General features: G+C 35.3%; 14 protein-coding genes. 7 read left to right on the top strand and 7 right to left on the bottom strand.

Translation table 11 applies throughout. From position 1 onward, the window contains the following. Positions 1-14 precede the first annotated feature (14 nt). Entirely contained in the window at positions 15-1871 is a 1857-nt protein-coding gene (locus EG359_RS02865) for a tail fiber domain-containing protein (protein ID WP_076351998.1), read from the bottom strand. A 547-nt stretch (positions 1872-2418) separates the two neighbouring features. On the opposite strand from EG359_RS02865, the gene EG359_RS02860 reads away from it, so the two are divergent. From EG359_RS02860 to EG359_RS02845, 4 genes are all read left to right on the top strand, one after another. Further along, entirely contained in the window at positions 2419-3048 is a 630-nt protein-coding gene (locus EG359_RS02860; RefSeq protein WP_076351999.1) for a porin family protein, read from the top strand. A 271-nt stretch (positions 3049-3319) separates the two neighbouring features. Next, positions 3320-3907: a porin family protein gene (locus EG359_RS02855; RefSeq protein WP_076352000.1), complete on the top strand. Its 588-nt coding sequence runs from the start codon at positions 3320-3322 to the stop codon at positions 3905-3907. 385 nt (positions 3908-4292) lie between these two features. Further along, on the top strand, positions 4293-4991 hold the full coding sequence (locus EG359_RS02850) for a porin family protein (RefSeq protein WP_076352001.1): 699 nt from the start codon (positions 4293-4295) through the stop codon (positions 4989-4991). 396 nt (positions 4992-5387) lie between these two features. After that, entirely contained in the window at positions 5388-6089 is a 702-nt protein-coding gene (locus EG359_RS02845) for a porin family protein (RefSeq protein ID WP_076352002.1), read from the top strand. Positions 6090-6195: 106 nt separating this feature from the next. Here the strand turns inward: EG359_RS02845 and EG359_RS02840 are convergent, their stop codons facing one another. The 6 genes from EG359_RS02840 to EG359_RS02815 all read right to left on the bottom strand — a co-directional run bounded on the left by EG359_RS02840 (position 6196) and on the right by EG359_RS02815 (position 13052). Then, the gene (locus EG359_RS02840; protein ID WP_076352003.1) at positions 6196-7143 is read right to left on the bottom strand and encodes a glycerophosphodiester phosphodiesterase family protein; all 948 of its coding nucleotides are present in this window, start codon (positions 7141-7143) and stop codon (positions 6196-6198) included. A 137-nt stretch (positions 7144-7280) separates the two neighbouring features. Further along, a complete protein-coding gene (gene purF, locus EG359_RS02835; RefSeq protein ID WP_076352004.1) occupies positions 7281-8780 on the bottom strand; it encodes an amidophosphoribosyltransferase in 1500 nt (499 codons plus the stop codon). Positions 8781-8906: 126 nt separating this feature from the next. Beyond that, positions 8907-9629 (bottom strand): phosphoribosylaminoimidazolesuccinocarboxamide synthase, encoded by a 723-nt coding sequence (gene purC / locus EG359_RS02830; RefSeq protein ID WP_076352005.1) that lies wholly within the window; start codon positions 9627-9629, stop codon positions 8907-8909. Positions 9630-9665: 36 nt separating this feature from the next. Continuing rightward, positions 9666-10361 (bottom strand): DUF3307 domain-containing protein, encoded by a 696-nt coding sequence (locus EG359_RS02825; RefSeq protein ID WP_076352006.1) that lies wholly within the window; start codon positions 10359-10361, stop codon positions 9666-9668. A gap of 2 nt (positions 10362-10363) precedes the next feature. Further along, positions 10364-10969 carry a SatD family protein gene (locus EG359_RS02820; protein WP_076352007.1) on the bottom strand — a complete coding sequence of 202 codons (606 nt, stop codon included), beginning with the start codon at positions 10967-10969 and terminating at the stop codon, positions 10364-10366. 169 nt (positions 10970-11138) lie between these two features. Then, entirely contained in the window at positions 11139-13052 is a 1914-nt protein-coding gene (locus EG359_RS02815) for an endonuclease (RefSeq protein ID WP_076352008.1), read from the bottom strand. A 191-nt stretch (positions 13053-13243) separates the two neighbouring features. On the opposite strand from EG359_RS02815, the gene EG359_RS02810 reads away from it, so the two are divergent. From EG359_RS02810 to EG359_RS02800, 3 genes are all read left to right on the top strand, one after another. Continuing rightward, a complete protein-coding gene (locus EG359_RS02810; RefSeq protein WP_076352009.1) occupies positions 13244-14383 on the top strand; it encodes an acyl-CoA dehydrogenase family protein in 1140 nt (379 codons plus the stop codon). A gap of 24 nt (positions 14384-14407) precedes the next feature. Further along, on the top strand, positions 14408-14905 hold the full coding sequence (locus tag EG359_RS02805) for a DinB family protein (protein ID WP_076352010.1): 498 nt from the start codon (positions 14408-14410) through the stop codon (positions 14903-14905). 203 nt (positions 14906-15108) lie between these two features. Next, entirely contained in the window at positions 15109-18042 is a 2934-nt protein-coding gene (locus EG359_RS02800; protein WP_076352011.1) for a reprolysin-like metallopeptidase, read from the top strand. Positions 18043-18064: the final 22 nt, after the last annotated feature.

Here is an 18064-nt window from a genome sequence, read left to right as displayed (position 1 = left end):
TGAAAGAAATATCTCTATTTTGCAGAGGAAGACTCCAAACGTTTTAAACGTTCTTCAAAAATAGTCTGTGTATGCTGCATTTCTATATTCGATTTCTTTAAAGCCTCATTTTCGTTTTCTAAGGCCTCTATTTTCTTAGCCAATTCCTGAGTTGCGGAGATATTCAACATAGATAAGGCATCATAATCTACAGTTCTTAAATCGGAGACTTCAGTTCCATAAACAAATAGCTTTCCTTTAAGTTCTTTATCAGCTAGGTTTACTGTAATACTGTTAGGTGTACTGCCCTGTATTTCCAATATGATTTCTCCAGTTTCATCATATATTTTAAGAAATTTATCTTCTTTAGAAATAGCAATCCGTTTTTCAAAGGTAAAAACGGAGCCGTTTTGTTTTGCAAGCTGATAAATATTGGGAATAAAAGTCTTCACGCCACTTTTACTGACTGCCTGCGGATAAACAGCCTCCACCTCCTGCGCAATTACCTTTTTAAATTCCTGTTTACCGTATAATGCCTCATCCTTCATAAGATAATTGGTAATACTGAGCTTTCTTAAGGTGATTAAATCTTTTCCACTATCCGACCTACTCATGATATTTTTGATTCTTTTATCAGAAAAAAGAGACGTCTGTGCCACACTCAATTTACCTACCGATATAATATTGCCATCTGCATAAATAGATGTATTGGTATTAAAAGTACCGATATCATTGGTATAATTCGAATAAGTAGTCAATGTTCCGTCAAAAGAGCCTGAATCAGGACTTATTCCGTAATACGTAAGACTTGTTGCTGCCAAGGGCCATTCTGTGGTCTTTAGCCTGATATCCAGCGGAAATTTTGGAGTATTCGTCCCAACACCAATATTTCCGTTCTGGTCAATATTAATTCTTCTGTTTCCGTCACCATCAGCAATGATAATATTATTTGAAAGTGAAGCAGGCAGCCCGCTTACATTGGCTCCGATAATCGTATTTGATTTCCCGGAAACAAGACCTGCACCCGCACGGAAACCTATGAAAGTGTTATAATTATTCACCGTATTAACATTATATCCTGCAGATCCGCCAATAGCAGTGTTTCCCCTACCACCGGGAAGCATCCGTAAGGCATCCCCTCCTATTCCTATATTGTTATCTCCGGAGATAAGCTCACGTAGTGAACTTGCCCCAATACCAACGTTGCCTATCGTACTTTTAGCAGAAAAGAGTGAGAAATAGCCATTGGCAACATTATTATTCCCATCCAGATTAGAATATAACGCCCGGTACCCATAGCCTGTATTCTGTATCCCCGTTTTGTTGCTGCTCAACACTTCTGCCCCTATGGCCGTATTCATACTTCCTGTAGTATTAGAAATTAAATTATTGACTCCTACTGCAGTATTGTTCAATCCAATTGTATTGGCTGTTAAGCTATTCACCCCAAAGATCGTATTGGTTGTATTTAATACCCCAGATACAATATTATTTCTTTTAAAAATAACATCTACATTATCAGAAGTTCCTATAAAATTAACTCCGTTTACCATCCCCGAATTTCCGGTGAGGCTCCATCCCGTCATTACAATAGGCTTCAGATCATCCAGTACTTTTGTCCATCGTCCTGCAGTTGTACTCCAGTAATAATAACCGGGCTGAACATCATTTACAGCAGCTGTGTTGTAGATCATTAAAGAATTAGCAGGTAATGGTACTGTAACAGTATCTGAACTTCCCGTAAGTGCAATTCTAGGAATTAAAAGACCTTTGTTAGATCCCATAATATCTAGAACTGAAGACGAATTAGGTGTTGTTGTATTGATTCCCACCTGAGCTTGGAAATTGTTTTCAAATAAAAGAAATAACAGCAGCAGGGTGCATTTTTTCATGGTATAGTAGTTAATGAATTCTTACAAGATTCAAGGAGTCGTTTTGTAAGTATCAGATTATAATTTTATAAGGAATACAAAATTAATAAAGAAAATGAGATAGATAAGGCCTAGCAAAGCTATTTTACAGAAATTAGAATCATGCAATGACAGCAGATAGGATCTATTTATTGAGGATACTATTTTAACATTAAGCAAAAAATATGAACCAAAATAACTAAAGCCTACCCTCTTTAAAGCCATTAATTTTATAAAAATTGAACAATACCAAATGCTTTACTATTAATTTTATCAGCTTTTTAGGAATGTTTTTGACAAAATTGTCAATTTAGACATCTTCTAAACAAATGTTTATTTAATTTTTCAAAACACTGTTAATCAAATAGTTAAAATTAAAAACCCTTGCGTATATAGTGCTTTTTTTATTTATTTTAAGAGCCAAAAACATTTTTGGCAAGCAATTTGAAAGATACTCTGCGTTCTACAGAAATGTGAACAAGTAGTAAAATTTAAAATTAAGAAAGAGTAAAATTAAAAAATTAAAGTTATGAAAAAGTTAATTTTAGGATTAGCAGTAACTGCAGGAACATTAGCGTTCGCTCAACAGACGCCTTCTTCTAATCCGGTAACATTTGGGGTAAAAGGAGGAATGAACGTTTCTTCACTTTCAAAAGATAGTGGTTTAGATGACCAAAAATCTAAAATAGGTTTCAATGCAGGTGTATTTGCTAATATTCCGGTAGCGGCTTCATTCAGCATTCAACCGGAGGTATTGTACTCACAGTATGGTAACAAATCAGACTTTACAGCATTGGGAACAAAATATTCAGCTTCTACAAAGCTAGACTATATTGCAGTACCGGTAATGTTCCAGTATAATGCACTTCCAAACCTTTATTTAGAGGCAGGTCCGGAATTCGGTTTCATGGTAAGCGCTAAAAATAAATTGAAAAATGAATCTAACGGAGATTCTTCTACATCAGATAATTACAAAGATAACTTCAATACATTCAACTTTGGTATTGGTCTTGGTGCAGGATACTATTTCACTCCAAACCTAGGAATTACAGCTAGATATGTTGCAGGTTTAACAGACATTGCTAAAAACAGACCTAGTGGATCTGATGCTGTCAGAAACAATGTATTCCAGGTAGGATTAGCTTATAAATTTAAATAAGCTTCATATCACTAACAAATTTTATATTCAATAAGAAAGATCAGATTATTTTTAATCTGGTCTTTTTTTATTTAAAAAATGTTAAAGAAATACCCCATCACTTTTATAAGGAATAATAAAAACGAATGCAATACAAAATACACAAATCACCTATATTCACATCTATACAAGTATAAACACATTAATAAAATCAAATATTATATTTTTTGGCACGCTGTTTGATTATAAAGAAAATGTTAAATAAAACTTAAAAACTATTAAATATAAACTTATGAAAAAGATTTTTTTAGGCCTAGCATTAGTAGCAGGTACTTTCACTTTTGCACAAAAAACTTCTAGTAATACAACGGCTTCATCTCCAGTTAGATTTGGTTTAAAAGCTGGTCTTAACGTTTCAACAATTTCTAATTATGATGTTAACTCAAAAGCTGGATTCTATGCTGGAGTATTTGCTACAATTCCAGTGGCTCAAGACTTCTCTGTACAGCCAGAAGTATTATATAGTGGTTTAGGTGCTAAATCTAAACACGATAGCAGTGATAAATTAAATTTAGATTATATTGCTGTACCGGTAATGTTCCAGTACAATGCACTACCTAACTTATACGTAGAAGCTGGTCCTCAATTTGGATTCTTAATAAGCGCTAAAAACAAATTTAACGGCGGTTCTATCGATGTTAAAGATGCAATCAAAGGATTTGATTTTGGTCTTGGTCTTGGAGCAGGTTATTATTTTACTCCTAATATCGGAGTTAACTTGAGATATGTTGCAGGATTAAGTGACATTGCTAAAGATAGAATTGGTGGTGATTCTGCTAAAAATGGAGTATTCCAAGCTGGTTTATCTTACAAATTCTAAGCTTACACTTAACAAATTATAGAAACCGGATTAAATAGTTAATCCGGTTTTTTTATTTAAAATATTCATTGAACATTTTTGGCAAGAAATTTGCGTACTATGTACTGATTGTATCCCAATTCGAAATATTCCCACTCAACAGTTTCTGTTTTATAGTGAATTGTATTCATTAAAAATCAAATATTATTTTAATACATTTTACTGAAGAAAAAGATAATATCTAGGGATAAATCGTTTTAATTTAGAATACATTTTGATTTCAATAGAAAAAGTCAGGTTTACTTGTTAAATCTGACTTTTTCGCTTTTGTATGACTTTTATCACTTCCCTTTATTTGGCGAAAGTTTTGCTTCAATTACAGGAATTAAATTAAAACTTAAAAATCATGAGAAAACTCTTTATGGGGTTGGCATTCGCTGGATGCCTTTTTGTAAATGCACAGGAAAAAGTTAAGTCATCTTCTCCTATTACCTTTGGTGTTAAAGCAGGGTTCAATGCTTCCACTGTTACTAGCAACGACACTTATAATTATGAGAACAATGAGAAACTGAAGCCTGGTTTTAATGCAGGTGTATTTGTAAATATTCCGGTAGCTGAGAAATTCAGTGTTCAACCTGAGCTTCTTTTCAGTCAGTTAGGATCAAAAACTGAGGATTATCTTAATTTTGGTTCAAATGGTTATAGATACAGAAGAACATCTACTTATACAACAAACTTCAATTATTTGGTTCTTCCTGTAATGGTTCAGTACAATATTCTTCCTCAGCTTTATGTAGAGGCTGGTCCTGAGTTCGGATTATTGCTTGGCGGAAAATCAAAAGGAGATTTCACTGTTACAGAATCAATGGGAAGCCAAACAAATACATATTCTGACAGTTTTTCCAATAAAATACCAAAGGAACTTTATAACAAATTTAATTTTGGAGTAGGAATTGGTGCAGGTTATTACTTCACTCAAAGCTTTGGAGTAACTGCAAGATTTACTGCGGGTCTTACCAGTCTTTTAAAGAATGACATCTCAGAAAATGATAATAAATCGAGAAATAATGCTATTCAGGTTGGAGTAGCCTATAAGTTCAAATAGAAATATTTATTCTTCTTTAGATCAATGTCGGACTATAAAATAGTTCGGCATTTTTATTTGGAGTACATTCTTAGATATTTTTATTGTTTTTTCTTGAATTGTTTAAAAAAATAAAGAATTTTCAAGAAATTGATCTAATAAATTCATTCATTATTTCCGTTAAGAAATTATCATTAAATGAATTGAATTTAACATAAATTTTATCATAAATATTCCATATATGTTGAAATATTTTAGAAAGCTCTGGAAAGGATAGTTATTTTTTTACTTACAAAAACCGCTACAAAACCTTTACTAATCATGGTTTTTTAAGTTTGGCAAGCATTTTGCAAAATAAATGGCAAGTGGTTGAAAAATCATTTGAAATAGTAAACAGTAAAATTAAAAAATAAAATTATGAAGAAGTTATTTTTAGGACTGGCTTTAACAGCTGGTACATTAGCCTTTGCACAAGAAACAACAACAACTAATACATCTCCTCTTAAAAAAGACGCTCAGCCTGTCAGATTTGGTATTAAAGCCGGAGGAAACTCTGCTTATTTCAGCCAACAACAATTTGGTATGAATAGCCAGAAATTAGGTTTCCATGCGGGTGCTTTTGTGAATATCCCAATCTCTAAGCACTTTAGCTTCCAACCTGAGGTATTGTATAACCAAATGGGTTCAAGAGACGTGATCTCTTCTTTAGAAACTGATAACGGTGTAACTAATGTAAAAACGAAATTACAGGATAAAGTAACCATGAACTATATCTCCGTTCCATTAATGGTTCAGATGAGACCTACAGAAAAGTTCTATGTTGAAGCTGGACCTGAATTCAGTTATTTCATTAATGGAAAGAATAAAGGTGAAGCTACTGTAGCAAGTACTACAGGAGGTATTACCACTACCACTACAAGCTCTCACTCTGAGGATATTGATAAAGACCAAATTAACAAATTCAACTTTGGTTTAGGTCTTGGTTTAGGGTATGATATTACTTCTAACATCGGTATCAACGCAAGATATGTAAATAGCTTGACAAAGATTGATAAGAGCAGACCTGCTGCTGAAAACAATAACAGAGTTTTCCAGTTAGGTGTGAACTATAAGTTCTAATAAGAATAAACCAATTTTTTAACTCCAGATGCAGTTTTCTGCATTGATAAAATAGCCGGAAGATTTTTCTTCCGGCTATTTATTTTCTTAAACAAAATGTAATAACCTATTGGAATATTCTGGGATCATCACTGATTACCCCATCTATTCCCATGCTTTTTAATTCCTGCAATCTTTCTTTTGTATTAACAGTCCATGGGATTACTTTCATACCCAATGCATGACATTCTTGTACAAGTTTTGGAGTAACAAGAGTATGATCTGGGCTATATATAGTTGGAGTAAAGCTTAGAAATTTCATATCTCCTGCTACCCCATTCAGATGATTGGGATACAGCTTGAACTTCTCTGTGGGTATATTTTTAAAATAAGCCTGCTGCTGAGCCAGTTTTTTATCATCAACCTTTTCTGCCAATAAAGCAGTCATTATTTTAGGATATTCCTTGTGAATAATCTCCAGGGTTCTAGGATCAAAAGACTGAATGATTACCCGATCCTGAATCTTTTTCTCAACAATAATCTTCATCATCAGATCTACAAATTCTTTGGGTTCCGGATGGAAGATATTATCTGAGAAAGGGCGTGTTTTTGTTTCAATATTATAAAAAGGCAAAGGTCTTTTCAATTCACGGGAATAAGCTTCACATGCGTCTATTACTTCAGAAAAAAGAGGCTTCTGGACTTTCATCTTCTTCTGATCGGGATAGTTATTAAGTTTCTTCAGCCCAACATCAAATGTTTGAATCTTTGCATAGGGCATTTCATAAATTTTATAGTAAAATCCGGAATCCTTTGGTATATAGGTTCCGTTGGGCTTTGTGATTAATTCAGGTGAAAGAAAGGCATCATGGGAAAGAATTACCTGTTTATCCTTTGTAATGGCAAGATCCATTTCTAATGTCGTAATATCCATTTTTAAGGCGTTTTTCATTGCCGGAATTGTATTCTCAGGGTATAGAGATTTTCCTCCACGATGGGCTTGCTTATCGAACGATTGAGAGGAATAAAATTGGGTACATACAAGAAAAAGACCTGTAAAAAATGCGCTTTTCATATTCTGAAATTTTAATCTTACAAAATTAAAACTTACATGTATACTGTATAATACAGGAATATTAAGGTTTTGCTATGTTTATATATAACAAAAAGAGCCAGGCGTAACCTGACTCTTTTGTTTTTATTTTAATAAAATTAATTGAATAATTCTACCTCCTCTCCTTTTCCTACCGGATATTCTTCTGTGAAGCATCCGAAGCAGTGGTTGGAAGACCCTAAAATGGTTTTTAGGTTGTCTATACTTAAAAATTCTAAAGAATCTACTCCTAAATAATTCTTAAGTTCTTCTGTAGACATGTTTGCAGAAATCAGATCATCCTTTGAAGGGGTATCAATTCCAAGATAACATGGGGCAATAATTGGTGGAGAAACGCTTCTGAAGTGAATCTCTTTTACTCCGGCATCCTTTAGAATCTTAACTAACCTTTTGGATGTTGTTCCACGAACAATAGAGTCATCAATAATAACTACTCTTTTATCTTTCATTTCGGAGATAATCGGGTTTAATTTTAGATTAACTACCCTTTCTCTCATTTCCTGAGTAGGAACAATAAAACTTCTTCCGATGTATCTGTTTTTAATCAATACAGGGCGGAATGGGATCCCAGAAGCCTTAGAGAAGCCAATAGCAGCAGGAACTCCGGAATCCGGAACACCAATTACTAAATCTGCATCTACAGGAGCCTGTTCCCAAATTTTCTCGCCAGACTTTTCTCTGATCTCGTATACATTGATGTTTTCTAAGGTAGAGTCAGGTCTTGCAAAATAGATGTATTCAAATGAGCAGATTCTTTGCTTGCCCTTTGCTTCATCCATCATATAAGATTGAAGTTTTCCAGGTTCGTTCTCATTGGTGTAAATGATTTCTCCCGGAAGAATGTCACGTACATATTGAGCACCTACAGCATCTAATGCCACAGATTCTGAAGCAACAACATAGGAGTTCTCATCAATTGCGCCTAAAACCAATGGACGAATACCATTAAAGTCTCGGAATGCAAAGAATTTATTTCTAGTCATTCCTACTACAGAATAAGCCCCTTCAATTTTCTCCATAGTAGCTTTAATAGCCCCACGAAGTCCCAGGTCAAGGTTTTTCTGGATCAGTCTCAAGATAACCTCAGAATCGGAAGTTGCTCTGAAAACTACGCCTTCAGCTTCTAATTCATGCTTTAATTCCTTTGCATTGGTAAGGTTACCATTGTGTGCTATGGAAAGTATAATCTGGTCATATTCGTTTTTGGCGAAAAATGGCTGGAAGTTATATTTCTTTTTATCTCCTGCAGTGGTATAACGAGTATGCCCAATTGCAGAATTTCCCATAAAAGTTTCAGGTTCCTGAATTTCTTTATAAACATCTAAAACCAGTCCTTCATCTTTCATATTGGTGATTCTCCCATCCTTTAAGACAGAAATACCACAAGCTTCCTGGCCTCTGTGCTGTAATGCAAAAAGCCCGAACTGTGAAAGAGAGAATGTATCCAGATCATTATCTGAATATAATCCGAAGATCCCGCATTCCTCATTAGGAGCATCTAATCTTTCCTCTTCCTGAGTTCTGAAAAGATTTCTTCCGTAGGTCTGGTTTTCAAACTGTTTTAAATATTCACTTTTATGAATGTCTAAACTTTTCATTTCTATTTTTTCTAATGATTAGAAGTTAGATATTAGTCTAAGTTAACTTCAATTATAATTTTGTTTTAAACTAACAAATTGTTTTCAGGGTAAAAAATTGACCTCTGAAATTTAGCATCTGAAATCTTACTTCTGTAAAAGATTTTTAAGACGGTTGTAGATCTCAACATACGCCTCAGTAACTTCACCTAGGTCTCTTCTGAATCTGTCTTTATCCAGTTTCTTCATAGTGTCTTTGTCCCAAAGTCTGCAAGTATCTGGAGAAATTTCGTCAGCAAGGATAATTTCACCATCTGAAGTTTTCCCTAATTCGATTTTGAAGTCTACCAGGATGATATTGATCTTGTCAAACAGGTCGATAAGGATTTCGTTGATGTCTGAAGTTAATTCATACATTTCATCAAGTTCTTCGTATGTAGCTGCACCTAAGAAAACAGCATGGTGATCATTGATAAGTGGATCTCCCAATTCGTCTTTTTTGTAGCAGATATCGAAGATTGTTACAGGAGATTTAATTCCTTCTTCTACTCCTAATCTTTGTGCCATACTTCCTGCAGAGTAATTTCTTACGACCATTTCCAAAGGAATGATAGATACTTTTTTTACCAACTGCTCTCTTTCGTCCAATTGTTTGATGAAATGAGTTTTGATTCCTTTTTCATTTAAGTATTCAAAAATAAGGGTAGTAATCGCGTTGTTCATTTCCCCCTTCAGATCAACCTGACCTTTCTTTTGAGCGTTAAATGCTGTAGCATCGTCTTTGAAACGTACTACTACTTCATTAGGATTATCGGTAGCAAATACTTGTTTCGCTTTCCCCTCGTACAACATTTCTTTCTTTTGACTCATAATTTTACTTTCTAAATTGTAGTTAGATTTATTGATTTATTTTATTATTATTCCTGTTAAGACAGCCAGTCCAAAACTCAGCAGTGTACCAATTAATACATATTCTGTAAGTTTTCTCTGTTTTGCCTGTGCTAGGTCACTGAACCTGAAAACAGATTTGGCAGCCACCATGAAACCTACGCCTTCCCAGTGATTCACCATAATAAAGGTAAAGACTAGCAAACGTTCTAAAATTCCTATATATTTTCCGGCACTTGATAAAGATTCGGTTTGAATATTGTTTGGGCCATCCGGAGCGGGCGTCCATGATGACAATAGTAATTTGATAAAAATGGAAGCGGGTGTTGTAAGAAACAATGCTGCCATAATGATCTTTAAAAATTCCTGATTTTGTAAAAAACTGAAACTGAATTCCTGAAAATAGAAAGAAACTCCTGCAATAACCAAAACATGAAGTAATTGGTCAATGAAAAACCATCTTTTCTTTGTTTTTACATTCTGAAAGCTAAGCTTTGCTGCATCAATAATGAAATGGGTAACCCCCACCAAAACAGCAACCCACCACAATTGTAAGTCCCAAAGAAAAATAAAGCTTAAAATGGTGTGAATCAGAACATGAAAGTATAAAAACTTACTTTTCAGTTTATTGTGCTCCTTATCAGCAACCCATGAATTTGGCTGAAGTGTAAAATCTCCGAGTAGATGTGCCAATATGAGTTTGATAAAGATCATGCCTATAGTTCTGAGATTTTCTTTCTGAAATACTGGTTGGTTTCCACGATGAGCTCATAGTTAGCTCGTTTCAGTCTCTGGCTTATAGAGGACTGTGAAATAGCAAATCTTTTAGCAAGATCTTCCTGTGTGATATCTTTATTCATGATCATTTCATGAATAATTTCTGACGTAGCCATTGTCCAGTTGTCAAAATCCTTGGATGACCATTTCAATAAGATATTTAGATCCCTGTCTACAGAATCGCTGGAAGTTTTGATGGCAACAGTGTGCCCGTCACTTTTAAGGTCATTCAGTAATCTGCCGGAGTTTACATAGGCTGTACCGTTAGATTCGGTAACTTTCTCTGATGAGAAGCTCTCTTCACCTATACCAATGGCAATTCTTACATCTAAATTTTCCTGACTTTTAATAAGTGATTTTATGGCTAGAAAATGCCAGAAAACGTCATCTATATTGCACTTGAACTGAAATTCATCTCCTCTGTAGATTTCCCATGTGCCAGGAGCGCTTCCCCAGATTTCGAGAAGATTTTTAAGCTTGGTAATCCAAACTTCAGTGTCTGCATGCTGTGAATTTATAATATCACCGGTAATGACCGCTATCATACTGCAAATATAAGCATAATTACTTATAAATAAAAAATATAAGCAGAAACACTTATAGATATTGATTATTAGTGAATCTGCTTATATCGATGATATGATAAACGCAAGGTTTTTAAGACTTTAGGTGAAATTACAAAAAGTAAAAAAGTAAAAAAATTAAAATTCAATACTACTTCTTAATAAATTGAAATACCCTCTCATCCACTCTTAGGATGTACATCCCAGTTGGAAGTCCCTGAACCGAAATATTTTTCTTATTTCTGAAAGGTTCTTTTTCGGTATAAATTACTTTACCTGAAAGATCGATAATTTGAGCGGTTTTAACTTTTTCTACCTCTCCACTTACAAAAAGATTATCATCAACCGGATTTGGATAGATTTTAAATTCTCTATTAGAAGCGATTAATTCTGTAGTGGATAATGTACCACCCAGATTCTGACAGTAATTGGACGAATAAGAATCCCACTCACTGATATTAAATGTACTTGCAGGCTGATTGATTGTATTTTTTCTATATAAAGATACATTTCCGTTATTATTGGTAGTGTATTTTATCCCAATAGCATCTACAGTAACTGTTTTGTTATAAGCAAGCTCTACATAATTTCCTCCCGCAAACATCATAGGATCGGAAGCTGTCACAAATCTTGCCTGATCAGTGCTATAACATGATAAAGTGCTTTTTGGATTCAAAATGACAAAAGTTTCATTGTTTCCTACTTTACCCTCAAGTTCATAGGTATCTCCATTATAAATGGCTCCTGAAATATTGTTTTTAAACTGGATATTGATTCGGTAATTATTTAAATTGACTTCATGCCCTGTTTTGTTAACGATTTCCAAAGCATTATTCTTAATGAAGTCTGTATTGGTTCCTGATATATACTTTGTAATCATAAGATCCGGAGCATATGAATCCGAGGCAATCGTTGAAGCAGTAACCGTGTTACTGAAAGGAGATTCCAGGTACGCTTTATCAAAGGCTTTAACAGTAAAAGTATAGGTTGTTGAAGGGCTTAGGTGGTCAATACTTATAGAAGTTCCTTTTGTAGCAGCTATAGGGGTTGTTGAGCCATTCATGTAAACTCTGTATCCTAAAACATCTGTATCAGGAGAAGCTATCCAGCTAAGATTCAGAAAATAAGCATTTTGCTGAGTTGAAACCAAGGATCCGGGAGCCGCCGGAGCAATATTATCCGGAGTTTCGGACCAAATCATATCAATCCATTCAGGATGATCAATAAATGGATTTCTGTTTTTTTGTATTGTATAAATGGAATTATTCCTGTCAATTTCCCTTTGCGAAACAGGATCTGCAGCACTCCATTGTTTCAGCATGGCAACATATGGAAGATCAATCGCTCTTTCTTCAGTTCCGTCAAGCGGACATTGATCCGTAGCCGGTGTTATGTTTGCTGATGTAGTATAAGCCGTATTAAATGATCCTAGTTTTCCTTCATATCTTACTGCAAAATATAACAAAGTCCTTGCAATATCGCCTTTAAATTCATTAATAGGTTCATAAACTCTTCCTGTATAAGGATAATTTGGAATGGCCGCGTTAGACATTCTCGAACCATTGGTGAAAATATAATGATTCGTATTGTTTCCTATTCCATAAGGATAATTATTCCTTCGCTGGTTGATATAGGCATCAACAGGAATAATGAAATTCAGATCCGAATACATAGGGTAATCACTAATAGACGAGCTTGTGCTGAATGTGCTTTGCGGCATCATATGCTCCCTGTTATAGCCTACACCCTCTCCACTTGCACCGGCTATTAGCTGATCAGACTTGTATTCATAAGCATCGGACCCCGAAGGTATCTCAGAATAGATGTCCAGCATATATTGCGTATTGGAAGCATCATGATCATAATATTTGTCAAGATCAGTCTGGTTATAGAGTGCCTTAAGGTCGTCATAATGCCAGTTGATCATTTTATCTGAAATAATATCGTGAAGCTTTGACTTTAGGGCATACCCCGTTAACCCAGCTGTTCCATTATAATATCCGGCAGGTGCCTGCGCAAAAATATAAGAGGAAATTAAAATTATAGGAAGTAGAATTTTTTTCATGCCTTAAAATTGGGAGGCTAAAATAGTAAAATAAAATGCGTAAAAGTTTGAATATTTTATTAAGAAAATATTAATTATTAAAACATAAAAAATTGGAAATTAAAATATTGAACCCTATAATATTATGAATGCAATAATTTTCTTTAGCATTCCGTCAATTTAATTATCTTTGGGAACTAACTATTATCTATATGAACACAGAGACAATTGACAACATCAAAATGATAGCGGAGACAGCTAGAGAATTTGCAGAGAAGAATATCCGACCGAATATTATGGAGTGGGATGAAAGCCAAACATTTCCAAAAGATCTATTCCATCAATTAGGAGAAATGGGATTTATGGGGATTGTAGTTCCTGAGCAATACGGAGGTTCCGGTTTAGGCTATCACGAGTATGTTACTATTCTGGACGAAATTTCTCAGGTAGATCCATCTATTGGCCTTTCTGTAGCTGCACACAATTCTCTTTGTACAAATCATATTTATGAGTTTGGAAATGAAGAACAAAGAAATAAATGGCTTCCTCAGCTAGCTTCAGGAAAAGTAATCGGAGCTTGGGGATTAACAGAACATAATACAGGTTCAGATTCCGGAGGTATGTCTACCACTGCTGTAAAAGACGGAGATGAATGGATCATCAACGGAGCAAAAAACTTCATCACTCACGCTATTTCAGGAGATATTGCTGTAGTAATGACTAGAACAGGTGAAATAGGAGCTAAAAATAACTCTACCGCTTTCGTTTTAGAAAATGGGATGCCTGGATTTGCATCCGGTAAAAAGGAAAACAAATTAGGAATGCGTGCTTCTGAGACTGCAGAACTTATTTTCGATAATGTACGTGTACCAGACTCACATCGTTTAGGTGAAGTAGGTGAAGGTTTCAAGCAAGCTATGAAAATATTGGATGGTGGTAGAATTTCTATCGCTGCATTAAGTTTAGGAACAGCAAGAGGAGCTTATAAAGCTGCTTTGAAATATGCAAAAGAAAGACATCAGTTCGGAAAGTCAATCTCTGAATTCCAGGCGATCAACTTTATGCTTGCTGACATGGCTACAGAAATTGATGCTGCTGAACTTCTTATCCAAAGAGCTTCAACTCTGAAAAATGCAAAACAAAAAATGACTAAGGAAGGTGCTATGGCAAAACTATATGCTTCTGAGGCATGTGTAAGAATTTCCAATAATGCAGTTCAGATCTTTGGTGGTTATGGATATACAAAAGATTTCCCGGCTGAGAAGTTCTACAGAGACTCTAAGCTTTGTACTATTGGTGAAGGAACTTCTGAAATCCAGAGATTGGTTATCGGAAGAGATATTACAAAATAACCTTAATTTTAAAAACATATACAAATGATTAAACAAGCCTTATTAGGTGAATTTCTGCATGAAGCGGAAAACACAAGAAAAATTTTAAAAGCAATTCCCGACAGTGCTTTAAATTGGAAGCCATCTGAAAAAAACTGGACTACTGGTCAATTGGCTTCTCATATTGCAGAAGTTTATAACTGGTATGATTCCACTTTTAATCAGGATGTTTTTGATATGGGTACCTATCAGTATGATAAAGGAGATATTTCCAAGACGGAAAATATTGTTGCAAAATTTGAAGAAAATGTAGCAAAAGCACAAAAAGCGCTTGAAGAGTCGGATGAATCCACCTATTTCAATGAATGGAAAATGGAAATGCATGGCAATGTTCTCTTTCCTCCATCCCCAAGAATTCAGGTAGTGAGAGGCTTTCTCTTTAATCATTTGTACCATCACAGAGGTGAATTGGTCGTTTATTTAAGATCAACAGGAAATAAAGTTCCCGGACTTTATGGTCCCACCGCTGATGATAAAATGTAATTAAAAATTATTACACTAATAAATGAAATGGCATACGTGTTTTACGTATGTCATTTCTATTTTAACTCCACTTTATTTTAATTATATTCAATGTATTGCATAATGCATTAAATGGATGTTCTAAATTTTTCATAAAAATTTTTGTTTTTCGTAACATATTTTTTATTAATTTCGATTTACCATAACAAAAACAAATATTTAATATGAAAAGACAATTAACCCTGATTGGAATGCTCCTGATCACAGGTATTTCCTATGCACAGACTGACCGTCTATGGTCTCCGAACTCTAAAAAAACATCTTCGGAGATCTTTGAGAACAAATCCAGTATCCAAAATCCAAAGGTATACAACCTGGATATTAACGGATTAAAGAATGCTTTAGCAAAAGCTCCCAAAAGACTGGCAGTTGGCGAAAAATCAGAACTTATCATTTCTTTTCCAAATTCTGATGGCAGAATGGAAAGCTTCAAAGTGAAAGAGAATTCCAATTTCACTCCGGAACTGGCGGCAAAGTATCCGGATATTAAATCCTATGTGGGAGAGGGTCTTGAAGATCCAAACTCTACAGTGTATTTCAGCATTTCTTCTCTTGGATTATCTTCTATGGAGATATATGGAGATAAATCTGCCGTATTTATTGAGCCTTATTCCAAGGATCTTTCTACCTATGTTGTTTACAAAAAATCTGACAAGAAAGATGATCTCAGCAAGTTTGAATGTACAGTAATAGATGTTGCTAAAAAAGGAGTAACCAATGCAAATATTGCAGCAAGACCGAATGCTGATGATGCTAAATTAAGAACATTCAGACTGGCGTTGTCATGTACAGGAGAATACACTACGTATTTCGGAGGTACAAAAGCTCAGGCTTTAGCAGCAATGAACAACACCATGACTCGCGTGAATGGTGTTTTTGAAAAGGATTTTGCAGCAAGAATGGTTTTGATTGCTAACAATGACGCTGTTATTTATACCAATGCTTCTACGGATCCCTATTCCGCTTCATCTGGCATGAGTAGCTGGAATTCTCAACTACAAAGTACTCTTACTTCTGTAATTGGTGAGGCTAATTATGATATCGGACACTTATTTGGAGCTTCCGGAGGTGGTGGAAATGCCGGTTGTATTGGTTGTATTTGTACAAATGGGTCAAAAGGTAGTGGCTACACTTCACCTGCAGATGCCATTCCATCAGGTGATAACTTTGATATTGACTATGTTGCCCACGAAATGGGACATCAATTCGGCGGAAACCATACATTCTCCCACGGAAATGAAGGAACAGGTGTTAATATGGAACCGGGATCAGGATCAACAATTATGGGATATGCAGGAATCACAGGCCAGGATGTTCAGCCTCATTCTGATGCATTTTTTCATGCAGTAAGTATTCAGCAAATTACCAATAATATTAAAGCGAAAACCTGTTCTGTAAATACAAGCACAGGAAATGCAATTCCTACTGCTAATGCAGGATTAGACTATACTATTCCGAAAGGAACACCATTTGTGTTAACAGGAACCGGAACTGATGCTGACGGAGATTCTTTAACCTATATCTGGGAACAGATGGATAATGCTTCTTCATCTCAAACAGGAGCAAGTTCTGCAGCCAGTGTAACAAAAGCTTCGGGGCCTAATTTCAGATCCTGGACACCACTTACTGTGCCTACAAGATATTTCCCAAGAATGGCTTCTATTTTAGCAGGGGCAACAACAACAGCAGGTTCCGAAATTACAGTTGAAGCTCTTTCTTCAGTAGCCAGAACATTAAATTTCAGATTTACTGTTCGTGACAACAAATCCGGAGGTTCTGGAAATAATTCAGACGATGCAGTTATCTCAGTTAATGGAACAGCCGGGCCGTTTACAGTAACTTCACAAAACTCAGCAACAACATATGCCGGAGGAAGCTCTCAAAACATAACTTGGGATGTAGCAGGAACTACTGCAAACGGAGTAAATACAGCTAATGTAGATATTCTTTGGTCAACGGACAGCGGAAATACATGGACTACCCTATTATCAGCAACTCCAAATGATGGTTCACAAGCGGTAACTATTCCTAATGCTACAACGACTACGGGAAGAATTATGGTAAAAGGATCTAACCACATTTTCTTTGATGTAAATAATGCTAATATTTCTGTAAATGCAGGTTCAGGAACTCCTGATACGATTGCACCTACAGCTCCTACCCTTGCCGCTTCAGGTACAACTTCCACAAGTACTAACCTTTCTTGGTCAGGAGCTACAGATAATGTTGGAGTTACAGGCTATGATGTATATCAAGGAATATCATTAATCGGTTCTACAGCTTCTACAAGCTACACAGCAACAGGATTGACACCTTCCACAACGTATAGCTTCTCCGTAAAAGCAAAAGACGCAGCAGGTAATGCTTCTTCTTCAAGTAATACAGTAAGTGTTACTACTCTTGCAGGAGGAGGAACAGTTACTTATTGCTCAGCTTCTGCGTCTAATACAGCAGATGAAAGAATTGGAAATGTGAAATTCGGAACCATTAACAATACTTCAACAGGAACAGCAGGTTACGAAAACTTCACCTCTATTTCTACAAACGTTACAAGAGGAAGTGCTTATACAATTTCTGTCACTCCAGTTTGGACTTCTACAAAATATAGTGAAGCATATGCAGTTTACATTGATTACAATGGAGACGGAGACTTTACAGACAGTGGAGAATTAGCTTGGTCAAAAGCAGGATCTACAACAACTCCGGTTACAGGATCTATTACGATTCCGGCAACTGCTACTGTAGGTTCTACAAGAATGAGAGTAATGATGAAATATAGCTCTATCCCTACTTCTTCATGTGAAGCTTACACGTATGGACAAGTAGAGGATTATACTCTTAACATTGTTTCTTCTGGAAGAGGTGAGCTTAGCAATACCAAAGATTTGATCACAGGTATTAAGTTATATCCTAACCCTGCAAAAGACATATTAAATATCTCAAATACGACATCAGAAGATTATAAGATCTTAGATATGGGTGGAAAACTAATTGACTCAGGAAAACTTCAAAGAGGTTCTGTAAATGTAAGCGGACTGATTAAAGGAGCTTATATGATCCAGATCGGAGAAAAGGCTCAGAGATTCATTAAGAATTAATAGTCTATTAAAATTTTAAACG

The organism is Chryseobacterium joostei (assembly GCF_003815775.1).
Taxonomy (GTDB): Bacteria; Bacteroidota; Bacteroidia; order Flavobacteriales; family Weeksellaceae; genus Chryseobacterium; species Chryseobacterium joostei.
The sequence above is the reverse complement of the archived record's forward strand: the minus strand, read 5'-3'. Positions and strand labels throughout refer to the sequence as shown.

Excerpts from the sequence above, each read along its gene's own strand:
- EG359_RS02865 (WP_076351998.1), bottom strand. The coding sequence starts at position 1,871 with ATGAAAAAATGCACCCTGCTGCTGTTATTTCTTTTATTTGAAAACAAT.
- EG359_RS02860 (WP_076351999.1), top strand. The coding sequence starts at position 2,419 with ATGAAAAAGTTAATTTTAGGATTAGCAGTAACTGCAGGAACATTAGCG.
- EG359_RS02855 (WP_076352000.1), top strand. The coding sequence starts at position 3,320 with ATGAAAAAGATTTTTTTAGGCCTAGCATTAGTAGCAGGTACTTTCACT.
- EG359_RS02850 (WP_076352001.1), top strand. The coding sequence starts at position 4,293 with ATGAGAAAACTCTTTATGGGGTTGGCATTCGCTGGATGCCTTTTTGTA.
- EG359_RS02845 (WP_076352002.1), top strand. The coding sequence starts at position 5,388 with ATGAAGAAGTTATTTTTAGGACTGGCTTTAACAGCTGGTACATTAGCC.
- EG359_RS02840 (WP_076352003.1), bottom strand. The coding sequence starts at position 7,143 with ATGAAAAGCGCATTTTTTACAGGTCTTTTTCTTGTATGTACCCAATTT.
- purF (WP_076352004.1), bottom strand. The coding sequence starts at position 8,780 with ATGAAAAGTTTAGACATTCATAAAAGTGAATATTTAAAACAGTTTGAA.
- purC (WP_076352005.1), bottom strand. The coding sequence starts at position 9,629 with ATGAGTCAAAAGAAAGAAATGTTGTACGAGGGGAAAGCGAAACAAGTA.
- EG359_RS02825 (WP_076352006.1), bottom strand. The coding sequence starts at position 10,361 with ATGATCTTTATCAAACTCATATTGGCACATCTACTCGGAGATTTTACA.
- EG359_RS02820 (WP_076352007.1), bottom strand. The coding sequence starts at position 10,969 with ATGATAGCGGTCATTACCGGTGATATTATAAATTCACAGCATGCAGAC.
- EG359_RS02815 (WP_076352008.1), bottom strand. The coding sequence starts at position 13,052 with ATGAAAAAAATTCTACTTCCTATAATTTTAATTTCCTCTTATATTTTT.
- EG359_RS02810 (WP_076352009.1), top strand. The coding sequence starts at position 13,244 with ATGAACACAGAGACAATTGACAACATCAAAATGATAGCGGAGACAGCT.
- EG359_RS02805 (WP_076352010.1), top strand. The coding sequence starts at position 14,408 with ATGATTAAACAAGCCTTATTAGGTGAATTTCTGCATGAAGCGGAAAAC.
- EG359_RS02800 (WP_076352011.1), top strand. The coding sequence starts at position 15,109 with ATGAAAAGACAATTAACCCTGATTGGAATGCTCCTGATCACAGGTATT.